Here is a 20,833-nt window from a genome sequence, read left to right as displayed (position 1 = left end):
GGCCCGGTCCCGCGTCGCCCCGGTGCCGCGTCCGCCCGCCCCGCGTCCGCCTGGGCCGCCCAGCGGCCACCGGGGCCACCTTCCGCCGGGCGCACCTCCCACCGGGGCACCTCCCACCGGGAGCACCCCGGCGGGGACAGCCGTGCCCGGCGGCGAGTGGGCCGGGCCCGGTCGCGGGTGGGCCGGGCCCGGTGGCGGCCGACGTGGGGGCTGGCCCCCGGCGGGGCTCAGAGCTTGGTCCACGCCTCCGTCAGCACCGTCCGCAGCACCTGCTCGATCTCGTCGAACACGGCCTGGTCGGCGATCAGCGGCGGCGCCAGCTGGACGACCGGGTCGCCGCGGTCGTCGGCCCGGCAGTACAGCCCGTTCTCGAAGAGCGCCTTGGAGAGGAAGCCGTAGAGGATCCGCTCGGTCTCCTCCTCGTCGAAGGTCTCCTTGGTGACCTTGTCCTTCACCAGCTCGATGCCGTAGAAGAAACCATTCCCTCGGACATCGCCGACGATCGGCAGATCGAGCAGCCGGTCCAGGGTGGAGCGGAACGCGCCCTCCTGGTCCAGCACATGCTGGTTGAGGCCCTCGCGCTCGAAGATCTCGATGTTGGCCAGGGCCACGGCGGCCGAGACCGGGTGGCCGCCGAAGGTGTAGCCGTGCAGGAAGGTGTTGTCGCCCTCGTAGAAGGGCTCGGCGAGCCGGTCGGAGACGATGCACGCGCCGATCGGGGAGTAGCCGGAGGTCATCCCCTTGGCGCAGGTGATCATGTCCGGGACATAGCCGAACTTGTCGCAGGCGAACATCGTGCCCAGCCGCCCGAAGGCGCAGATGACCTCGTCCGAGACGAGCAGCACATCATGGCGGTCGCAGATCTCGCGGACCCGCTGGAAGTACCCGGGCGGCGGCGGGAAGCAGCCGCCCGCGTTCTGCACCGGCTCCAGGAAGACCGCGGCCACGGTGTCCGCGCCCTCGAAGAGGATCTGCTGCTCGATCTGGTCGGCGGCCCAGCGGCCGAACGCCTCGGGGTCGTCGCCGAAGATCGGGGCGCGGTAGATGTTGGTGTTGGGGACCTTGTGGGCGCCGGGGACCAGCGGTTCGAAGGGGGCCTTGAGCCCCGGCAGGCCGGTGATCGACAGAGCTCCGTGCGGGGTGCCGTGGTAGGCCACGGCCCGGGATATGACCTTGTGCTTGGTGGGCTTGCCGACGAGCTTGAAGTACTGCTTGGCCAGCTTCCAGGCGGTCTCGACGGCCTCGCCGCCTCCGGTGGTGAAGAAGACCTTGTTCAGGTCGCCGGGGGCGTAGCCCGCGAGCCGCTCGGCGAGTTCGACGGCCTTGGGGTGGGCGTAGCTCCACACCGGGAAGAAGGCGAGCTCCTGGGCCTGCTTGTAGGCCGTCTCCGCCAGTTCGACCCGGCCGTGGCCCGCGTTGACCACGAACAGGCCGGCCAGGCCGTCGATGTACCGCTTGCCCTTGTCGTCGTAGATGTACGTGCCCTCACCGCGCACGATCGTCGGCACGGGGGAGTTCTCGTACGACGACATGCGGGTGAAGTGCATCCACAGGTGGTCGTACGCCGTCTTGGAGAGGTCGGCGCTCATTGCTATCTCGTTCCCCAGGTATAGGTCTGCTTCCGGAGCTTGAGGTAGACGAAGCTCTCGGTGGAGCGCACACCGGGCAGCGTGCGGATCCGCTTGTTGATCATTTCGAGGAGATGGTCGTCGTCCTCGCAGACGATCTCGATCAGGAGATCGAAGGAACCCGCGGTGACGACCACGTACTCGACCTCGTCCATGGCGGTCAGCGCGTCCGCGACCGGGTCGAGATCGCCCTCGACGTTGATGCCGACCATCGCCTGCCGCCGGAACCCCACGGTGAGAGGATCGGTGACGGCGACGATCTGCATCACGCCCTGGTCGAGCAGCTTCTGCACGCGCTGCCGCACGGCCGCCTCGGAGAGCCCAACGGCCTTTCCGATGGCGGCGTACGGCCGGCGACCGTCCTCCTGGAGCTGCTCGATGATCGCCAGGGATACGGAGTCGAGGGTCGCTGTGCCGTTCTTGTCAGGTGTGGCCACGACCCTCACTGTGCACGAGCCTCGTCCGTGTCGCAACCCTTCATCGATGAATTTCGTCGTCATGAGACCTGTAAAACACTGAATCCGTTGTTCTGGTGTGGCGGGTATGTTGAAAACGCAGCACCGGCGACTACTGTGGGTGTCTCACCCATCGGACAGCTGACAGGAGGGGTGGCACGTGACCACCGAACTGCGTCGTCTGCGCAACTACATCGACGGAGAGTTCCGGGACGCCGCGGACGGGCGGACCACGGAGGTGGTCAACCCGGCCACGGGCGAGCCCTACGCCACCGCGCCGCTTTCGGGCGCGGCGGACGTGGACGCGGCGATGGCCGCCGCCGAGGCGGCGTTCCCGGCCTGGCGCGACCTAGTGCCCGGAGAGCGCCAGAAGGCACTGCTCAAGATCGCCGACGCCTTCGAGGCGCGGGCGGAGGAGCTGATCGCCGCCGAGTCCGAGAACACCGGCAAGCCGCTCGGTCTCACGCGGGACGAGGAGATCCCGCCGATGATCGACCAGATCCGCTTCTTCGCGGGCGCGGCCCGGATGCTGGAGGGCCGCTCGGCCGGTGAGTACATGGAGGGGCTCACCTCGATCATCCGGCGTGAGCCGGTCGGGGTGTGCGCCCAGGTCGCACCGTGGAACTACCCGATGATGATGGCCGTGTGGAAGTTCGCCCCGGCGCTGGCGGCGGGCAATACGGTCGTCATCAAGCCCTCGGACACCACGCCGGCCTCCACCGTGCTGATCGCCGAGATCATCGGCGGGGTGCTGGCGGAGCTGGGCCATCCGCAGGGCGTCTTCAACGTGATCTGCGGCGACCGCGAGACCGGCCGGCTGATGGTCGAGCACCCCGTGCCCGCCATGGCGTCCATCACCGGCTCGGTGCGGGCCGGCAAGCAGGTCGCGGAGAGCGCCTCGAAGGACGTCAAGCGCGTGCATCTGGAGCTCGGCGGCAAGGCCCCCGTCGTGGTCTTCGAGGACACCGACATCCCCAAAGCGGTCGAGGACATCTCGGTCGCGGGCTTCTTCAACGCGGGCCAGGACTGTACGGCCGCCACCCGGGTGCTGGTCCACGAGTCGATCCACGACGAGTTCGTGAGCGCGCTCGCCAAGGCCGCCGCCGAGACCAGGACCGGCGCGCCCGATGACGAGGACGTGCTGTACGGGCCGTTGAACAACGCCAACCAGCTGGCCCAGGTCTCGGGCTTCATCGACCGGCTCCCCGCCCACGCCAAGGTCGAGGCGGGCGGCCACCGGGTCGGCGAGAAGGGCTTCTTCTACGCACCCACCGTGGTCTCCGGGCTCAAGCAGGACGACGAGATCATCCAGAACGAGGTCTTCGGCCCGGTCATCACCGTGCAGACCTTCTCGGACGAGGCGCAGGCGATCTCCTACGCCAACGGTGTGGAGTACGCCCTCGCCTCGTCGGTGTGGACCAAGGACCACGCCCGCGCGATGCGGATGTCCAGGGCCCTGGACTTCGGCTGCGTATGGATCAACACCCACATCCCGCTGGTCGCCGAGATGCCGCACGGCGGATTCAAGAAGTCCGGCTACGGCAAGGACCTCTCCGCGTACGGCTTCGAGGACTACACCCGTATCAAGCACGTCATGACGTCGCTGGGCTGACGCCGGGCCGGTGTCGGGCCGATGCCCGCGTAGCGCTGCGCGGGGCTTGTCAGTTGGTCATGGCAGGATCTCCTGTCATGACCAAGTGGGGGAAATCGGGATTGCTGTGGGTCGCGACGGCCGCCGCACTGCTGCCGGCCGTCGCGGGCTGCGGCGACCGTAAGGCGGGCGGCCCGGCCGCGTCCGAGACGGGGTTCCGGCACTACGCCGGGGCGGTGCAGTACCCCGCGATCACCAAGGACAGCGGCGGTGAGCACGGCCTCGACACGCTCGTGCCGTACGGCGACTGCGTCCTCGGCATCGGCACATACAGCAACGGCCACCGCGACGTGGGCGTCAACTGGACCGGCGACGCGGCCTGTACGAAGCTCTCGCTCGATCCGGCGCCGGAGACCGGGGCCACCCCCGGCGAGGTGCCCGGGGACATGGCTCCGGGGAACGGCGCCGAGGGCTGGGGCGGCGGTGGGCTCATGGGGAGGGCGGTGCTGCCCGGCGAGGACGGCTCGGTGTACGCGGCCGGCACGTCCCTCTCCCGCCTCGACCGCTCGGGGCGCGTCCAGCGGCTGGCCGACCTGAAGGTCCCGCCCGTGGAACCGGATCCGGACGCCGAACCAGGGGCCCGGAATCCGGGCGGCGCGGCCGTCATGGTGCGCAGTGGACAGCGGCTGGTCCTCGGCGGTTCGGTGACCGAGCAGCGGCGGCTCGTGCCGACGGTGTGGATCTCCACGGACCGTGGGAGGACCGTCCGGCGCCAACGGCTCCCGGCGCCGGACGGCGCCGCGGGTGCCTCCTTCACCGGGACCGGCGTGCTGGCCATGGCCGCCGACGGCCGCCGGATCGTGGTCATCGGCGGCAACGCCCGGGGCCAGAGCCGGCCGCGGCTGCCGGTGTGGGCGTCCACGGACGGCGGGCGCACCTGGCGCACCGGGCTCACCCCGCGGCTGCACGGCTACGCCCCGCTGAGCGGCGTGCTGTGGCACGACGGCCGGTGGATCGCCTATGGCGCCCGGTCCTACGGCGGCCGTGCGGACTACGGCAAGCCCGACCGGCCCTCCGTACTGACCAGCGCGGACGGTCTGCACTGGAGGACCGAGGACACCCCGGCGCTGGGCGAGGGGCGGATCCGGGGCGCCACGGTCGACGGCTCGGGCACGCTGGTGCTCCTCGGCCTCCGCAGCGGGGACCACGTCTTCTGCGGCATGGTGTGGACCGGCGGCTTCGGCGAGGACGCCGAGCAGGCCGAACTGGGCTGTGGCGACTCCCTGCCCTCGGCCATCACCACCCGCGCCGACGGGAAGGTCGTCATAGCGGGCAGCAACGACCTATGGGTGGGCGGCACCTCCGGCCGCCGCGCGAGCGGCCGTTGAGCGCACGTACAGCTGCCGAGTACACACCCGGCCACCGAGCGGATCAGCCGCCGAGCACGCGTACGGCCGCTGAGCACACGTACAGCTGCTGAGAGGCACGCAGCCACTGAGAGGCACACAGCCACTGAGGGGCAGCCGCCGAGTACGCGATCAGCCGCTCAGCAGCAGGGTCGCCAGGGCGCCGACCCGGTTGGTGGTGATCGCGTCGACGCCCGCCCGCGCCAGCCGGGACATCGACCGCCGGGTGTCCGCGGTCCAGGCGGAGACCAGCAGCCCGTCGGTGTGATGGCGGGCGACCAGCTCCCGGGAGACCAGTCCGAAGCGGTAGTTGAGCCAGCGGGGGCGCAGCGCGGCCAGCAGCGCCGGACGCGGCGGGGCGAGCGTGGTCCAGGTCAGCGCGATCTCGGCGTCCGGATCCGCGCGGCGCACGGCGTGCAGGGCGGCCAGGGCGCCGCAGTAGTACACCCGATCGCCCGCCCCGCTCTCCCGCACCTGGGCCACGGCGGCGGGCGCGGCCGACGCGTCCGGCAGATCGATCAGCAGCCGGGTGGAGTCGGCGCACGCGAGGGCCTCGCGCAGGGTCGGCACGCCCCCGCCGGTCAGCCGCCGCACCTCGTCGGCGGTCAGTCCGGACAGCGGCCGGTCATGGCCCCACAGCCGCTTCAGCGTGGCGTCGTGGAGCAGCACCGGTACACCGTCGCGGGTCAGCCGTACGTCGATCTCGACCGCGCCCGCCCCCGCGCGCGCCGCGGAGCGGAGGGAGGGCAGGGTGTTCTCACGGCACACATAGGGGTCGCCGCGGTGGCCGATCGGAATACATCCCGCCCCCGCCGCCCTCATCGGCCGGCGATGACGGTGTAGGCGTCGATCTCCGCCGAGAGCCGCGCCTTGCCCTCGGCGTCCAGGAAGGACGCCTCGACGGCGTTCTTCGCGAGGGCCGCGACGCCCGCCGCATCCAGATCCAGCAGCTGGGCCGCGACCTGGTACTCGGTGTTGAGGTCGGTGCCGAACATCGGCGGGTCGTCGCTGTTGATCGTGACGAACACCCCGGCCTCGACCATCTGCTTCAGCGGGTGCTCGGCGAGTGTGGCGACGGCGCGCGTGGCGATGTTGGAGGTCGGGCAGACCTCCAACGGAATGCGGTGCTCCGCGAGATGGGCGAGCAGCTTCGGGTCCTGCGCGGCGCTGGTGCCATGGCCGATGCGCTCCGCCCGCAGCTCGGTGAGGGCGTCCCAGATCGTCTGCGGCCCGGTGGTCTCGCCCGCGTGCGGCACGCTGTGCAGCCCGGCGGCGATGGCCCGGTCGAAGTACGGCTTGAACTGGGGGCGCGGCACCCCTATCTCCGGGCCGCCGAGGCCGAAGCCGACCAGCCCCTCGGGGCCCAGCTCACAGGCGATCCGGGTGGTCTCCTCCGCGGCCTCGAGACCGGCCTCGCCGGGGATGTCGAAGCACCAGCGCAGCACCGTGCCGAACTCCGACTCGGCCGCCTTACGGGCGTCCTCTATCGCCTCGACGAAGGCGGTGTCCGGGATGCCGCGCCGGGTCGAGCTGAAGGGCGTGACGGTCAGCTCGGCGTAGCGGATGTTCTGCCGGGCCATGTCGCGGGCGACCTCGAAGGTCAGCAGCCGGACGTCCTCGGCGTCGCGGATCAGGTCCACCACGGAGAGATAGATCTCGATGAAGTGCCCGAAGTCCCGGAAGACGAAGTAGTCGGCGAGGGCCTCGGGATCGGTGGGCACCTTGGAGTCGGGGTGGCGGGCGGCCAGCTCGGCCACGATGCGCGGTGAGGCGGATCCCACGTGGTGCACATGGAGCTCCGCCTTGGGCAGCCCGGCGATGAAGGTGGTCAGATCGGTCAACAAAACCTCCGGGAGACGCCCGCCGATGGCGGGTTCCGGTCATCGTATTGTGTGGCGCCGACAGCCTCGCCATAGGCCGTAGCATGGGCGAACGTCTTTGTGGGGAGCTCCATGGCCGACCAGCGCGAACCGTCCGAGCCGCAGGATGTGACGCGGCGACCCGGGCAGCCGAGGCAGCCCGAGCCGCTCGACCGCGATCCCTGGGCTCCGCCGGCGCAGCGGGTCGCGATGGAGAAAATGGAGAACAGTCGGACGGGCAACGGCGCGGCGGACCAGGGCGCGGCGCCGGAACACGCGACGGACAAGGCGATGGACAAGGCGACGGGCCGGGCGGTGGGCGAACCGGAGAATCCCGCTCCGCGGCACCCGGTGGCCGAGCAGCCGACCCTCACCTCCCACCCCGCCATGCCGGGCCCGACGCTCCCGCCCCCTCCGCCGCCCCCGCCGAGCGCCGCGCGGCCACGGGGCCCGGTGACCCCGCCGGGCGCGGTGCCGCCTCCGCCGCCCGCGCCGACCGGCCCTGGCACGCCCAGCGCGTACCAGGCCGGTCCGTACAGCCCCGCGGGCTACGCGCCCGGGTACGCGCCGACCGGATACGCGTCGGCCGGGCACGCCCAGACCGGCTACGGGCAGCAGACGCCCCACGGGCGGCCCGCCCCGTACGGAGGGGCGCCGGGCCACCCCGGCTACGGCTACCCGGCCACCGCCTACCAGGGCACGGGTTACCCCGGCTCCGGTTACCCGGGCACCGGCTATCCCGGCACCGGCTATCCCGGAGGGGCGTACGGCCAGGGCTGGCCGGGCGGGACGTATGTGCCGAACAACGGCCATGGCACGGCCGCCCTCGTGCTCGGCATCATCGGCCTGGTCCTCTTCGCGAGCATCGTGCTCGGCATCGTCCTCGGTGTGCTCGCGATCATCTTCGGGGTGCTCGGCCGCTCCAGGGCGAAAAGCGGTGAGGCGACCAACGGGGGTTCCGCGCTCGCCGGGGTGATCCTCGGCGCGGTCGCCGTGGTGGTGAGCGTCGTCATGATCTTTGTCTATATAGCCACCGGGGACGACGGTTCGGACGGGGACGACGATCCGGGCTATGCCGATGTCTCGGCCGCGAAGGTGCTCTCGCCCGCCGATATCAGCCGCTGACGCGCTTCCGGCGTCTCCCGTATTTCTCCTGGGTCTCCCAGCACCTCCAGCCGCCTTCCATCGTCTCCAGCGGCGCGATCGGCCCCCGGGCCGCTCCCACCGCTCCGGCCCCGGCCGCCCCATCCCGCAGTCCGGATCCCGTAGCCAGGACCCGAATCCGGCTCGGAAACGGTGACGCCAGAGCCACTCTGAGCACTGAATCCGTCGCGAAACCAAAAAGCAACAACGGAATCCCTTGTTGATGCGGAGTCTCTCTGTCAGGATCGGCCTTCGATTCCGGTTGGAGCTACGCCGCGCCTCTTTCGGGGCGGACCGGCGGAGGAGAGCGCGATGGATCAGCGGTTCGACGTGACGGAGCGGTTCGCCGACGGTGCCCAGTACATCGCGGGCCGTCTGCGCCAGGGCGGCTCCGAGGAGACGCACCCGGTCGTCGACCCGGCCACCGGTGAGCAGGTGTTCGGCTATCGGCTCGCGGGCGCGGCCGATGTCGACGCCGCCGTGGCCGCGGCCGAGGCCGCCTTCCCCGAGTGGGCGGGCGCCACCCCCGGTGAGCGGTCCGACGCGATGCACCGCTTCGCCGCGGCGCTCACCGAGCGGGCGGACGACCTCGCCCACGCCGAGTCGCTGCAATGCGGTAAGCCGATCAAGCTCAGTACCGAGTTCGACGTGCCCGGCAGCATCGACAACACCGCCTTCTTCGCGGGCGCAGCCCGCCAGTTGGAGGGCAAGGCCGCCGCCGAGTACAGCGGTGACCACACCTCGTACGTCCGCCGTGAGCCCATCGGCGTCGTCGGCTCCATCGCCCCCTGGAACTACCCCCTCCAGATGGCGGCGTGGAAGGTCCTCCCGGCCATCGCCGCGGGCAACACCATCGTGCTGAAGCCCGCCGAACTGACGCCCCTGACCTCGCTGATGTTCGCGCAGGCGGCCACGGAGGCGGGCCTCCCGGACGGTGTCGTCAACGTGGTGAGCGGCACCGGCCCCGGGGCGGGCGAGCATCTGGTCTCCCACCCCGGCGTGGCGATGACCTCCTTCACCGGATCGACGGCGGTCGGCAAGCGGGTCGCCGCACTCGCCACCTCCACCGTCAAGCGGATCCACCTCGAACTCGGCGGCAAGGCGCCCTTCGTCGTCTTCGACGACGCGGATCTGGAGGCCGCCGCGCACGGTGCCGTCGCGGGCGCGCTGATCAACACCGGACAGGACTGCACCGCGGCCACCCGCGCGTATGTGCAGCGCCCGCTGTACGACGCGTTCGTGGCCGCCGTCGCCGATCTCATGGCGTCCGTACGGCTCGGCGACCCCTTCGATCCGCACACCGACCTGGGCCCGCTGATCTCCCACCGCCAGCGCGACCGGGTGGCGGGCTTCGTGGACCGGGCCCGCGGCTACGCCACCGTCGTCACCGGCGGCGAAGCCCCGGGCGGCGACCTCGCCAAGGGCGCCTACTACCGGCCCACGCTGATCACCGGCGCGCCCCAGGACAGCGAGATCGTCCAGTCCGAGATCTTCGGCCCGGTCCTGGTCGTCCTCCCCTTCGACGGCGACGACGAGGGCATCGCGCTCGCCAACGACACCCCGTACGGCCTCGCCGCCTCCGCCTGGAGCCGCGATGTCTACCGGACGGGCCGCGCCTCCCGCGAGATCCGGGCGGGCTGCGTCTGGATCAACGACCACATCCCGATCATCAGCGAGATGCCGCACGGCGGTGTGCGGGCGTCCGGCTTCGGCAAGGACATGTCGGCGTACTCCTTCGAGGAGTACACGCAGGTCAAGCATGTGATGTTCGACAACACCGCGGTGGTCCGCAAGGACTGGCACCGCACGGTCTTCGGGGACCGACAGACCTGAATGTGCGGCCACCTCCGCGTGGCCTCGGCCGGCCCCACCGGCCGACACCCTCGAAAGGCACAGCTTATGGAAGAACGGCACGAGGCCGAGAGCCTGTCCCCACCGCAGATCGCCGCGATACGGCGCTCCCTGACCAGCGGCCGTATGGCACTCACCCGCCGCTCCCTGCTGCGTGCGGGTGGCGCCGGGGCGATCGCCGTCGGCGGGCTCGGGGCGCTCGGCGGCTGCGGTATCCCGCCGGCGGGACGTACCGAGGTGGACAACGCGTCCGACGACCACTCCGCCGAGGAGAAGAGGATCAACTTCTCCAACTGGACCGAGTACATAGACGTCGGCAAGGGCAACCGCCATCCGACGCTCGACGAGTTCCACCGCCGCACCGGCATCAAGGTCAAGTACACCGAGGACATCAACGACAACGTCGAGTTCTTCGGCAAGATCAAGCCGCAGCTCGCCGCGGGCCAGGACACCGGCCGCGACCTCATCTGCGTCACCGACTGGCTGGCCGCCCGGATGATCCGGCTCGGCTGGATACAGCCGCTGGATCCCGCGCAGCTGCCCCATGCCTTCACCAACCTGGCGAAATCCTTTCGCACTCCGGACTGGGACCCGGGTCGCGCCCACTCCTACGCATGGAGCGGCATCCCCGCCGTCATCGCGTACAACAAGAAGGCCACCGGCGGCCGTAAGGTCACCTCCGTCTCCCAGCTGCTGGAGGACCCCAAGCTCAAGGGCCGGGTCGGGCTGCTGACCGAGATGCGCGACACCGTCGGGCTGACCCTCCTGGACATGGGCAAGCGCCCCGAGACGGTCACCGCCGACGACTACGACGCCGCCATCGCCCGCCTCCAGAAGGCGTCCGACCGGGGCCAGGTCCGCCGCTTCACCGGCAACGACTACACCGGCGACCTCACCAAGGGCGACATCGCCGCCTGTATGGCCTGGGCCGGGGACCTGATCCAGCTCCAGGCGGACAACCCCGAGATCGAGTTCACGATCCCCGACGCCGGCTATATGACGGCCACGGACAACCTCCTGGTCCCCAACAAGGCGCGCCACAAGAGGAACGCCGAACGGCTCATCGACTACTTCTACGAGCCCAAGGTCGCCGCGAAGATCGCCGCCTACATCAACTACGTCTGCCCGGTCGACGGGGTGCGCGAGGAGCTCGCGAAGATCGACAAGGCGCTGGCGGACAACCCGCTGATCCTCCCGGACGAGGAGATGGTCGCCAAGTCCCACGCCTTCCGCTCGCTCTCGAGCAAGGAAGAGACGGCATTCGAGGACAAGTTCGCCAAGCTCACCGGAGCCTGACAAGCGAGGAAGCGCACCGTCATGACCCAGCCCACCTCCGGCGGCGATGTCCGGCTCGATCGGATCAGCAAGACCTACGGGTCCTTCAACGCCGTCCACCCGCTCGATCTGCACATACCCGCCGGCTCCTTCTTCGCCCTGCTGGGCGCCTCCGGCTGCGGCAAGACCACCACCCTGCGCATGATCGCGGGCCTGGAGGACCCCACCACCGGAACGGTCCGGCTCGCCGGTGAGGACATCACCGACCTCCCGCCCCACAAGCGGCCCGTCAACACGGTCTTCCAGAGCTACGCCCTCTTCCCGCATCTCGACATCTTCGAGAACGTCGCCTTCGGACTGCGCCGGCGCGGCATCAAATCGGTGAAGAAGCAGGTCGAGGAGATGCTGGAGCTGGTCCAGCTCGGTGACTTCGCCCGCCGCAAACCACAGCAGCTCTCCGGCGGCCAGCAGCAGCGCGTGGCCGTGGCCCGCGCGCTGATCAACCACCCCCAGGTGCTGCTGCTCGACGAGCCGCTGGGCGCGCTCGACCTCAAGCTGCGCCGTCAGATGCAGCTGGAGCTCAAGCGCATCCAGACCGAGGTCGGCATCACCTTCATCCATGTCACCCACGACCAGGAAGAGGCCATGACCATGGCCGACACGGTCGCGGTGATGAACAGCGGCCGGGTCGAACAGCGCGGCGCCCCCGCCGAGCTCTACGAGAACCCCGGCACCACCTTCGTCGCCAACTTCCTCGGCACCTCCAACCTCATCGAGGCCGAGATCACCGACAAGAGCGGCGGCGACCTCGTGCTCACCGCCGCCGGCGGCAAGCTCTCGCTGCCCGCCGACCGATGTAGCGCTCCCGTTCGCACGGGTGGGAAAGTGCTGGTGGGAGTGCGCCCCGAGAAGATCACCCTGGCCCATGCCGAGGACGCCGGGAGCGTGCCGGAGGGACGCAACCGGATCACCGGACGGATCGCCGACTCCAGCTTCATCGGCGTCTCCACCCAGTACCTCATCACCACCCCGGGCTCCCCCGACATCACTGTCTACGAGCAGAACATCGAGCGCGACGCCCGGCTCGTCCCCGGCGCCGAGGTCGTTCTGCACTGGAACCCCGCCCACACCTTCGGCCTCGACGCGGCCCAGGACATCGACGCCGGTACGGAGCTGGACGAGGAGGCCCCATGAGCGTGTCCCGGCGCGCCGCGTGGGCTGGACTGAGGAGCCGCGCAGCGACGAAGGAGCGAGCAGTGACGAGGGAAGCCCGCGCGTCGGAGCGCGCCGGGACCGAGCGGGCAGGGGGGTCGGTTACGGCCGCTCCCGAAACCGCGCCGGACGCCGGGCCCGTACAGAAGCCGCCCCTGATCAAGCCCGCGGTCCGCAAGCGGCTGGTGCCCTACTGGCTGCTGCTCCCCGGCATCCTCTGGCTGCTGATCTTCTTCGCCGCGCCGCTGATCTACCAGGCGTCGACCTCCGTCCAGACCGGCTCCCTCGAAGAGGGCTTCAAGGTCACCTGGCACTTCCAGACCTACTGGGACGCGCTGAGCGAGTACTACCCGCAGTTCCTGCGCTCGGTGCTCTACGCCGCCACCGCCACCGTGCTGTGCCTGCTGCTCGGCTATCCGCTCGCGTACCTCATCGCCTTCCGGGCGGGCCGCTGGCGCAACCTGGTGATGATCCTGGTCATCGCGCCGTTCTTCACCAGCTTCCTGATCCGCACCCTCGCCTGGAAGACCATCCTGTCCGACAGCGGCCCGGTGGTGGGCGTGCTGAACTCGCTGCACATCCTGGACGTCACCAGCTATCTGGGGATCACCGAGGGGCAGCGGGTGCTGGCCACCCCGCTCGCGGTGGTCTGCGGGCTGACGTACAACTTCCTGCCCTTCATGATCCTGCCGCTCTACACCTCCCTGGAGCGCATCGACCCCCGGCTGCACGAGGCCGCCGGGGACCTCTACGCCCGGCCCTTCACCACCTTCCGGAAGGTGACCTTCCCGCTGTCCATGCCGGGCGTCGTCGCGGGCACGCTGCTCACCTTCATCCCCTCCGCGGGCGACTACATCAACGCCGAACTGCTGGGCTCCACCGACCAGAAGATGATCGGCAACGTCATCCAGTCGCAGTTCCTGCGGGTGCTGGACTATCCGACGGCGGCGGCGATGTCCTTCATCCTCATGGCGGCCATCCTCACGATGGTCACCGTCTACATCCGCAAGTCCGGGACGGAGGACCTGGTGTGACGGCCCTGACTCGCTGGATACGGCGGAACCTGGTGATCATCGCGGGGATCGGCACCCTCGCATATCTGATCCTGCCCAACGTCGTCGTCCTGGTCTTCTCCTTCAACAAGCCCAACGGCCGCTTCAACTACGAATGGCAGCGGTTCTCCACCGACGCGTGGACCGATCCGTGCGGCGTCGCCGACCTGTGCGGCTCGCTCTCGCTCAGCCTGAAGATCGCCGTATGGGCGACGATCGGCTCGACTGTCCTCGGCACGATGATCGCCTTCGCGCTGGCCCGCTACCGCTTCCGGGCCCGGCCCGCGGTCAACAGCCTGATCTTCCTGCCGATGGCGATGCCCGAGGTCGTCATGGCCGCCTCGCTGGCCACCCTCTTCCTCAACATGGGCGTGGACTTCGGCTTCTGGACGATCCTCATCGCCCACATCATGTTCTGTCTGAGCTTCGTGGTGACGGCCGTCAAGGCACGGGTGATGTCCATGGACCCCCGGCTGGAACAGGCCGCCCAGGACCTCTACGCCTCCCCGGCGCAGACCTTCCTGCGCGTCACCCTGCCGATCGCCGCGCCCGGCATCGCCGCGGGCGCGCTGCTGTCCTTCGCGCTCTCCTTCGACGACTTCATCATCACCAACTTCAACGCCGGCTCGACCGTGACCTTCCCCATGTTCGTCTGGGGATCCGCGCAGCGCGGCACGCCCGTGCAGATCAATGTGATCGGAACGGCGATGTTCGCCGTCGCGGTGCTGTGCGTACTCGTCGGCCAACTGGCCGGCGCCCGCCGCAAGAGGAGCTGAGAACCATGGCCACGGACGCCATGACCCGCTCGTCCGGGGGCGACGGCGCCCCCGACCCGTCCGCCCTGAAGTCCCTGGCCGACGCCGCATACCGGCCGTACTGGCTGGACGACCCCGGCCGGCCCCGCCCCCGCCCCGCCCTCGTCGGCGAGGAGCGCTGCGATCTGCTCGTCGTCGGCGGCGGCTACAGCGGGCTGTGGACCGCCCTGATCGCCAAGGAGCGCGACCCCGACCGCGAGGTGGTCCTGGTCGAGGGCCAGGAGATCGGCTGGGCCGCCTCCGGGCGCAACGGCGGCTTCTGCGCCGCCTCCCTCACCCACGGCCTCGGCAACGGCGCCGCCCGCTGGCCCGATGAACTGGCCGAACTCGAACGGCTCGGCCACCACAACCTCGACGCCATCGAGTCCGCCGTCGAGCGCTACGGCATCGGCTGCGACTTCGAACGCACCGGCGAGATCGACGTGGCCACCGCGCCCCACCAGGTGGCGGAGTTGCGCGAGGCCGCCGAGCTGGCGGCCGAACTCGGCGTCGGCGAGCAGGAATTCCTCGACCGTGACGCGGTACGCGCCGAGGTCGACTCGCCCACCTTCCTCGCCGGGCTGTGGGACCGCCGGGGCGTGGCCATGGTGCACCCCGCCAAACTCGCCTGGGGCCTGGCCCGGGCCTGCGCCGAGATGGGCGTACGGATCTACGAGCACACCCCGGCCGAACGGCTGGCGAGCAGCGGGGCGGCCATGGCCGTCCGCACCCCTTACGGCCGGGTCCGCGCCCGCCAGGTGGCGCTCGCCACCAACGCCTTTCCCTCCCTGGTGCGCCGCGTCCGCCCGTACATCGCGCCCGTCTACGACCACGCGCTGATGACCGAACCGCTCACCGCGGAGCAGCTCGACGCGATCGGCTGGCGGCGACGGCAGGGACTCAGCGACACCGCCAACCACTTCCACTACTTCCGGCTCACCGCCGACCAGCGCATCCTGTGGGGCGGCTACGACGTCGTGTACCGCTACGGCGGACGGGTGCGCGCCGAATACGATCACCACCCCGCCACCTACCGCACCCTCGCCGAGCACTTCTTCCGCTGCTTCCCGCAGCTGGAGGGCGTGCGCTTCAGCCACGCCTGGGGCGGCGCCATCGACACCTGCTCGCGCTTCTCCGCGTTCTTCGGCAGCGCGCACGGGGGGAGGGTGGTCTACGCCCTCGGTTATACGGGCCTGGGCGTCGGGGCGACCCGCTTCGGCGCCGAGGTGATGCTCGATCTGCTCGCGGGCGAGCGCACCGAGCGCACCCGCCTGGAGATGGTCCGCAGCAAACCCCTGCCCTTCCCGCCGGAGCCGGTGCGCTGGGCGGGCATCGGCATCACCCAGTGGTCCATGACACGGGCCGACGAGAACGGCGGGCGCCGCAATCTGTGGCTGAAGGCGATGGACAAGGTGGGGCTGGGCTTCGACAGCTGAGGGCCGTCGTCAGCTGATGGTCGGCGCCCGGATGTTGCTGTGGGCGGGCCGCGGTGCGGTTACCCCGAGGCGTCCCGTATGGCCCGGGACCGGTCCACATGGCCCGAGCGGCCCGACCAGGTCACCTTGAGCACCGTCCACAGCAGCGGACCGCACAGGCACCAGCTCGCGACGGTGTCCAGCGGCCAGTGGTAGCCGCGCCGGACCAGCCCGGCGGCCACGGCGACGTTCAGCACGGCGACGGCCACCAGGAGGGGCCGCCGCAGCCGCGGGCGGAGGAACGGGTGGAGGAGCAGCGCCGCCGCGCCGTAGGCGACGGCGGCCGTGGCGGCATGGCCGGAGGGGAAGAATCCGCTCTCGCCCGACAGCGGGCCGGGCGGCCCGGGGCGGTCGATCAGCGCCTTGAACGGAACCACCAGGGCCGGAACCACCGCCATCGCCACCGCGGCGGCCAGCGGCGGCAGCCACCAGCGCGGCTCTGCCGCGCGCCGGGCGCACCACGCCGCCCGGCCGAGGGCGACGGCGAGGACGGGGACCGCCACCGCCGTATTGCCGAGGTCGGCGAGGAACTCGGCGACGGGGGAGGGGAACGCCGAGCCGGCGAGCGCGCGGCCGAGCCGTTCGTCGTAGGTCCGCAGGGGGCCGTGGGCGGCGATCTGCCAGGTGCACAGCGCGAGCAGCGCGATCGGTACGAGGGGCGCGATCAGCGCGAGAGGCGGTGCGCTCAGCGCGAGGGGCGCGCGGAAGGGCGCCCGTGGCGCGGAAGGAGGGTGAACAGTCGGCGGCCCCGGAACAGGGGGGGTGGTTCCGGGGCCGCCGTGGCGACCGGTGTGCCGCGCGCCCCGGGGGGTTTGGGGCGGGCGGCCGTCCGATCGGTGAGGAGATCCGGAGCCGGAGGCTCCAGTGGTGTGCGCGAGGGCACAGCCGGGTCGGGGCTGGGGAAGCACCGGCTCGGCGTCGCCCGCAGTCCCCTGCGAGCGGGGTGTTTCTCTCATCTGCAATGACCGTACGGCAGCGAAGCCCCGGCGGACAGACCGATCACCCACCTGTCATCGGCCCCGCACATCTTCTTCACGCCACCCATCGATCACTCACAGTCACAGCTCGGCGAAGGCGCTCTCGAGGATGTCGAGACCCTCGTTCAGGAGATCTTCGCCGATCACCAGCGGCGGCAGGAAACGCAGCACATTGCCGTAGGTTCCGCAGGTCAGCACCAGCAGCCCGGCCGAGTGGCACGCCTTGGCGACGGCGGCCGTGGCCTCGGGGTCGGGGTCCTTGGTGCCGGACTTCACCAGTTCGATGGCGATCATGGCGCCGCGGCCGCGGAGGTCGCCGATGATGTCGTGCTTCTCCCGCATCGCGCCGAGGCGGCCCTTCATGACCTCCTCGATGCGCTTGGCCTTGGCGTTGAGGTCCAGCTCGCGCATCGTCTCGATCGCGCCGAGCGCCGCGGCGCACGCCACCGGGTTGCCGCCGTAGGTGCCGCCGAGACCGCCGGAGTGCGCCGCGTCCATGATCTCCGCGCGGCCGGTGACGGCGGCGAGCGGCAGACCGCCCGCGATGCCCTTGGCGGTGGTGATCAGGTCCGGGGCGATGCCCTCGTCCTCACAGGCGAACCACTGGCCGGTGCGGCAGAATCCGGACTGGATCTCGTCCGCGACGAAGACGATGCCATTGGCCTTGGCGAACTCCGCGATCCTGGGCAGGAAGCCCTTGGCGGGCTCGATGAAGCCGCCCTCGCCGAGCACCGGCTCGATGATGATCGCGGCCACGTTCTCCGCCCCGACCTGCTTGCTGATCATGTCGATGGCCTGGGCCGCGGCCTCCTCGGCGCAGTTCTCCGGGCCGGTCAGCCAGCGGTAGGGGTAGGCGAGCGGAACGCGGTAGACCTCGGGCGCGAAGGGGCCGAAGCCGTGCTTGTACGGCATGTTCTTGGCGGTGAGCGCCATGGTGAGGTTGGTCCGGCCGTGGTAGCCGTGGTCGAAGACGACGACCGCCTGGCGCTTGGTGTACGAACGGGCGATCTTCACCGCGTTCTCCACCGCCTCGGCGCCCGAGTTGAACAGCGCCGACTTCTTGGCGTGGTCGCCGGGCGTGAGCCGCGCCAGCTCCTCACAGACCTCCACATAGCCCTCGTACGGCGTGACCATGAAACAGGTGTGCGTGAAGTCCGCCAGCTGTGCGGACGCCCGGCGCACGACGGCCTCCGCGGAGGAGCCGACGGAGGTCACGGCGATACCGGAACCGAAGTCGATCAGCGAGTTGCCGTCCACGTCCTCGATCACACCGCCGCCCGCGCGCACGGTGAAGACCGGCAGCACACTCCCCACCCCGCCGGCGACCGCGGCGTTCTTACGGGCGAGCAGCTCCTGCGACTTCGGGCCGGGAATGGCGGTGACGACGCGACGCTCCTGGGGGAGGGACGGGCCTCCGGACAGTTCGGTCATGAGGGGCTCCAGGGGAAAGTACGGGGGCTTTAATCGCAGGCTAGGGGCGCCGCGGCGGATGAGGCATGTTCCGTTCGGGAGCAGTGCGCGTGTTGCCTTGTCCGCGACGGCCATAGCCCGGCGGCCGCCTTACGGATCGCGCGGCCGTCTTACGGACGCCGCGAGCGCGTTACCGGACCGCGTGACGGCCTTACCGGACCGCCGCGGGCGCCTTACCGGACCGCGTGAGCGCATTACGGGTCCCATGACCGCTTTACGGGCCCCGCGAGTGAGACGGCACCGCCCGGGTCGCTGAACTCCCCGCGCGGGAACACTAGATTGAGCGATGGCGCGAAAGCCGAGGAACAGCCGGTCAGGGGGCAAGGGGCAGCACATGGACACCGAGGGCACGTTCGACCCACGCAGCGCACGCCACGACCGCCTCCCACCCCCGCCCCCGCAATCCCCGCCCTCCTTCCCCACGGCCCCACCGCCGATGCCGCCGACCGTGCCCCCGGCGGCCCCCGGCGCGGCCCAGGCCCCGGGGCCCGCCGCCCGGCCGTCGTTCGTCGCCTGGCTGCGCGCTCCGCGGCCCGAGGCGGCGCCGGGAGTGTGGACGTACGAGCACAAGACGAGGGCACCGGAGGAGCCGGATCGGATCCCGGGGCAGCGGCTGCTGGGCGGGGCGCTGATCTCGGCTTTGTGCGGTTGGCTGGTCTGGTCGCTGATCTATTACGAGTACTTCGGCAGCTTCTACCTCTGGCCGCTGTACCTGCTGACCCCGGAGTCCTGGGTCGAAGGTGGCGACAAAATGGCGTTCGTCTGGGCTTGGCGCATCTACCAGGTCATCTTCGCAGGGGTGCTCGCCGTGATCTTCGGTCGCGTCGGCCACTGGCCCGAAGTCTGGCGCCGTTACGTCGCGCCCCTCTTCCGGCGGGCCTGGGACGAGCCCGATCCCGAGGCGGCCGTCGCGAGGCGGCCGGAGGGGGATCCGGTGGAGTGGCCGCACTTGCGGGCCGCGGGGGCGCACAGTGCGGCTGATCGGCTGGCGGCGGACGCGCGGGCGGGGGCGATGAACGACGTCGACCACGCCCGGATCGAGCGCGCCTGGCAGTCCGTGCGGGCGGGGCGGAACTCCCTCGCGTCGTTCACCGACACCGTGCTGCGCCACGGCGCCGCCTCGTACGGCCACCCGTCCGGGGCGCGGGATCTGCCCGCCCGGACCGCGCGTCATGATCTCCTCGCCCATCAGGTCCGCCTCGGCACCGCCCTCGAAGACTCCCGCAACCCCTACCAGCACCGCGGCGTCGGGCTCGCGCTCGATCCCGATGTGCTCGGCACCTCGCTGCTGGCGGTGGGACCGCCCGGTTCGGGGAAGACCGGGCGGGTGGTGCGGCCCGTCGTGGAGTCGCTGTGTCTTCAGGCGCTCGCCGGACAGGTCGCCGTCGTGGCGGTCGGGGCGGCGGGGGCCGGGCTCGGGGCGGATGAGGCGTTCGACGTCGTCGTGAAGATCGGCCGGCCCGACTCCGGCTACGACTTCGACCTCTACGGCGGCACCACCGACCCCGACGAGGCCGCGGGCATCCTCGCCGAAGCCCTGATCGGCGACATGGCCGCCTCGCTGCCCGGTGGGGACAGCCGGCGCGCCGCCACCGCGCTGGCCCAGCTGCTCGGCCCCTACCGCGCCGCCCACGGCCGTTTCCCGTCCGTCCCGGATCTGCGGGAGCTGCTGGACGGTTCCAAGACGGCCGTCAACGCGCTGCGCGAGGCGCTGGAGGAGGCCGGGGAGCGGGCGCAGGCCCGCGAGCTGGAGGCGCGGGTGCGGCAGTCGGGCACGCCCGGGGACGCGGGTGCGCTGCTCGCGGACCGGATCGCGCTGCTGGACCGGCCCGCGTTCGCCGAGTTCTTCGACACCACCGGCGACCGCCGTCCGTTCTCCCTCCGCGCCCTCGAGCACCCCCTCCGGGTCCGTATCGATCTGCCCGAGCGCGGCCACGCGGAGGCGTCGCGGATGCTGGCGCGGCTGGTCCTGGCGCAGTTCACCGAGTGCGCGGTGGGCCGCGCCGACCGTTCGCTGTTCGCCTGCCTGGTCCTCGACGACGCCTCGCACACCATCACCCCCGAGGCCCTGCGCGGTATCCAGCGGCTCCGCTCCGCCCACGCGGGCGCGGTGCTCACCCTGCGCACCCTCGACGACGTCCCGGAGGGACTGCGCAGCGCCCTGCTCGGCGCGGTGGGCTGCCGGATGGCCTGCGCCGGGGTGACGACCTGGGACGGGGCGCGGTTCGCGGAGGTGTGGGGCACGGAGTGGGTCGAGACGCGCGATGTCACCGACCGGCAGATCATCGCCGACGAACCGTTCACCAAGGTGCTGCACTTCATCCGTAAGGTCGTCACCGGTAAGGCGGTGACCACCCAGTCGGTGACCGTACGGACGGTGGAGCGCGAGCGCTGGTCCGCCTCCGAACTGGCCCATGCGGTTCCCGCCGGGCATGCGGTGCTGTCGGTGACCTCCGTAAGGGGCGAGGGCGGGCCGCCGGTGCTGGTGGACCTCCGGGGATGACCTGATGCCCGGTCGTCCCGTTCGTCCTGTTCGTCGTGGTTGGGTGTCCCGCCCCGGTTGCCCCGTTCACCGGCGGCCGGGGCAACCGGAACCGCAGCGTCACGGCCAGACCGATGGCGAAATCAGGCCGTCAATTCCGCGT

At 71.0% G+C, this 20,833-nt stretch carries 16 protein-coding genes; 10 read left to right on the top strand and 6 right to left on the bottom strand.

Annotated elements, in window-relative coordinates; all coding sequences use genetic code 11:
* Positions 1 to 227: 227 nt before the first annotated feature.
* Positions 228 to 1,589: an aspartate aminotransferase family protein gene (locus NQU54_RS14345; RefSeq protein WP_069866391.1), complete on the bottom strand. Its 1,362-nt coding sequence runs from the start codon at positions 1,587 to 1,589 to the stop codon at positions 228 to 230.
* A gap of 2 nt (positions 1,590 to 1,591) precedes the next feature.
* Complete coding sequence (locus tag NQU54_RS14340) at positions 1,592 to 2,065, bottom strand: Lrp/AsnC family transcriptional regulator (RefSeq protein ID WP_069866389.1); 474 nt, start codon at positions 2,063 to 2,065, stop codon at positions 1,592 to 1,594.
* Between the two features lie 178 nt (positions 2,066 to 2,243).
* Between NQU54_RS14340 and NQU54_RS14335 the strand changes: the two genes are divergently transcribed.
* A complete protein-coding gene (locus NQU54_RS14335) occupies positions 2,244 to 3,695 on the top strand; it encodes an aminobutyraldehyde dehydrogenase (RefSeq protein ID WP_167503522.1) in 1,452 nt (483 codons plus the stop codon).
* 77 nt (positions 3,696 to 3,772) lie between these two features.
* On the top strand, positions 3,773 to 5,062 hold the full coding sequence (locus NQU54_RS14330; protein ID WP_257631404.1) for a hypothetical protein: 1,290 nt from the start codon (positions 3,773 to 3,775) through the stop codon (positions 5,060 to 5,062).
* Positions 5,063 to 5,212: 150 nt separating this feature from the next.
* Here NQU54_RS14330 and NQU54_RS14325 read toward each other — a convergent pair whose 3' ends face one another.
* Together NQU54_RS14325 and NQU54_RS14320 are read right to left on the bottom strand one after the other, a co-directional pair.
* Positions 5,213 to 5,902, bottom strand: a complete 690-nt coding sequence (locus tag NQU54_RS14325) for a glycerophosphodiester phosphodiesterase (RefSeq protein ID WP_257631403.1) — start codon at positions 5,900 to 5,902, stop codon at positions 5,213 to 5,215.
* Positions 5,899 to 6,921 (bottom strand): adenosine deaminase, encoded by a 1,023-nt coding sequence (locus NQU54_RS14320; protein WP_099015096.1) that lies wholly within the window; start codon positions 6,919 to 6,921, stop codon positions 5,899 to 5,901. Before NQU54_RS14320 ends, NQU54_RS14325 begins: the two co-directional genes overlap by 4 nt.
* Before the next feature lie 237 nt (positions 6,922 to 7,158).
* Here NQU54_RS14320 and NQU54_RS49285 point away from each other — a divergent pair, with 237 nt between their 5' ends.
* The 7 genes from NQU54_RS49285 to NQU54_RS14285 all read left to right on the top strand — a co-directional run bounded on the left by NQU54_RS49285 (position 7,159) and on the right by NQU54_RS14285 (position 15,702).
* The gene (locus NQU54_RS49285) at positions 7,159 to 8,064 is read left to right on the top strand and encodes a DUF4190 domain-containing protein (protein ID WP_306278716.1); all 906 of its coding nucleotides are present in this window, start codon (positions 7,159 to 7,161) and stop codon (positions 8,062 to 8,064) included.
* Between the two features lie 330 nt (positions 8,065 to 8,394).
* Positions 8,395 to 9,915: a gamma-aminobutyraldehyde dehydrogenase gene (locus NQU54_RS14310; protein WP_257631402.1), complete on the top strand. Its 1,521-nt coding sequence runs from the start codon at positions 8,395 to 8,397 to the stop codon at positions 9,913 to 9,915.
* A gap of 66 nt (positions 9,916 to 9,981) precedes the next feature.
* A complete protein-coding gene (locus NQU54_RS14305; RefSeq protein WP_257631401.1) occupies positions 9,982 to 11,229 on the top strand; it encodes a polyamine ABC transporter substrate-binding protein in 1,248 nt (415 codons plus the stop codon).
* A gap of 21 nt (positions 11,230 to 11,250) precedes the next feature.
* Positions 11,251 to 12,402, top strand: coding sequence for an ABC transporter ATP-binding protein (locus tag NQU54_RS14300; protein WP_257631400.1), 1,152 nt, complete (start codon positions 11,251 to 11,253; stop codon positions 12,400 to 12,402).
* Positions 12,399 to 13,454: an ABC transporter permease gene (locus NQU54_RS14295; protein ID WP_257631399.1), complete on the top strand. Its 1,056-nt coding sequence runs from the start codon at positions 12,399 to 12,401 to the stop codon at positions 13,452 to 13,454. The genes NQU54_RS14300 and NQU54_RS14295 overlap by 4 nt, the downstream gene beginning before the upstream one ends.
* Complete coding sequence (locus tag NQU54_RS14290; protein ID WP_257631398.1) at positions 13,451 to 14,248, top strand: ABC transporter permease; 798 nt, start codon at positions 13,451 to 13,453, stop codon at positions 14,246 to 14,248. Before NQU54_RS14295 ends, NQU54_RS14290 begins: the two co-directional genes overlap by 4 nt.
* 5 nt (positions 14,249 to 14,253) lie before the next feature.
* Positions 14,254 to 15,702, top strand: a complete 1,449-nt coding sequence (locus tag NQU54_RS14285; RefSeq protein WP_257631397.1) for an NAD(P)/FAD-dependent oxidoreductase — start codon at positions 14,254 to 14,256, stop codon at positions 15,700 to 15,702.
* 59 nt (positions 15,703 to 15,761) lie between these two features.
* Here the strand turns inward: NQU54_RS14285 and NQU54_RS14280 are convergent, their stop codons facing one another.
* On the bottom strand, positions 15,762 to 16,697 hold the full coding sequence (locus NQU54_RS14280) for a phosphatase PAP2 family protein (RefSeq protein WP_257631396.1): 936 nt from the start codon (positions 16,695 to 16,697) through the stop codon (positions 15,762 to 15,764).
* Positions 16,698 to 16,799: 102 nt separating this feature from the next.
* Positions 16,800 to 18,149, bottom strand: coding sequence for a 4-aminobutyrate--2-oxoglutarate transaminase (gabT, locus tag NQU54_RS14275; protein WP_257631395.1), 1,350 nt, complete (start codon positions 18,147 to 18,149; stop codon positions 16,800 to 16,802).
* Positions 18,150 to 18,522: 373 nt separating this feature from the next.
* Here gabT and NQU54_RS14270 point away from each other — a divergent pair, with 373 nt between their 5' ends.
* Positions 18,523 to 20,691 (top strand): type IV secretory system conjugative DNA transfer family protein, encoded by a 2,169-nt coding sequence (locus tag NQU54_RS14270; RefSeq protein ID WP_257631394.1) that lies wholly within the window; start codon positions 18,523 to 18,525, stop codon positions 20,689 to 20,691.
* Positions 20,692 to 20,833 lie beyond the last annotated feature (142 nt).

Source organism: Streptomyces malaysiensis subsp. samsunensis (assembly GCF_024519315.1).
GTDB classification, from domain to species: domain Bacteria; phylum Actinomycetota; class Actinomycetes; order Streptomycetales; family Streptomycetaceae; genus Streptomyces; species Streptomyces malaysiensis.
This window is presented reverse-complemented; position numbering and strand designations above follow the sequence as displayed.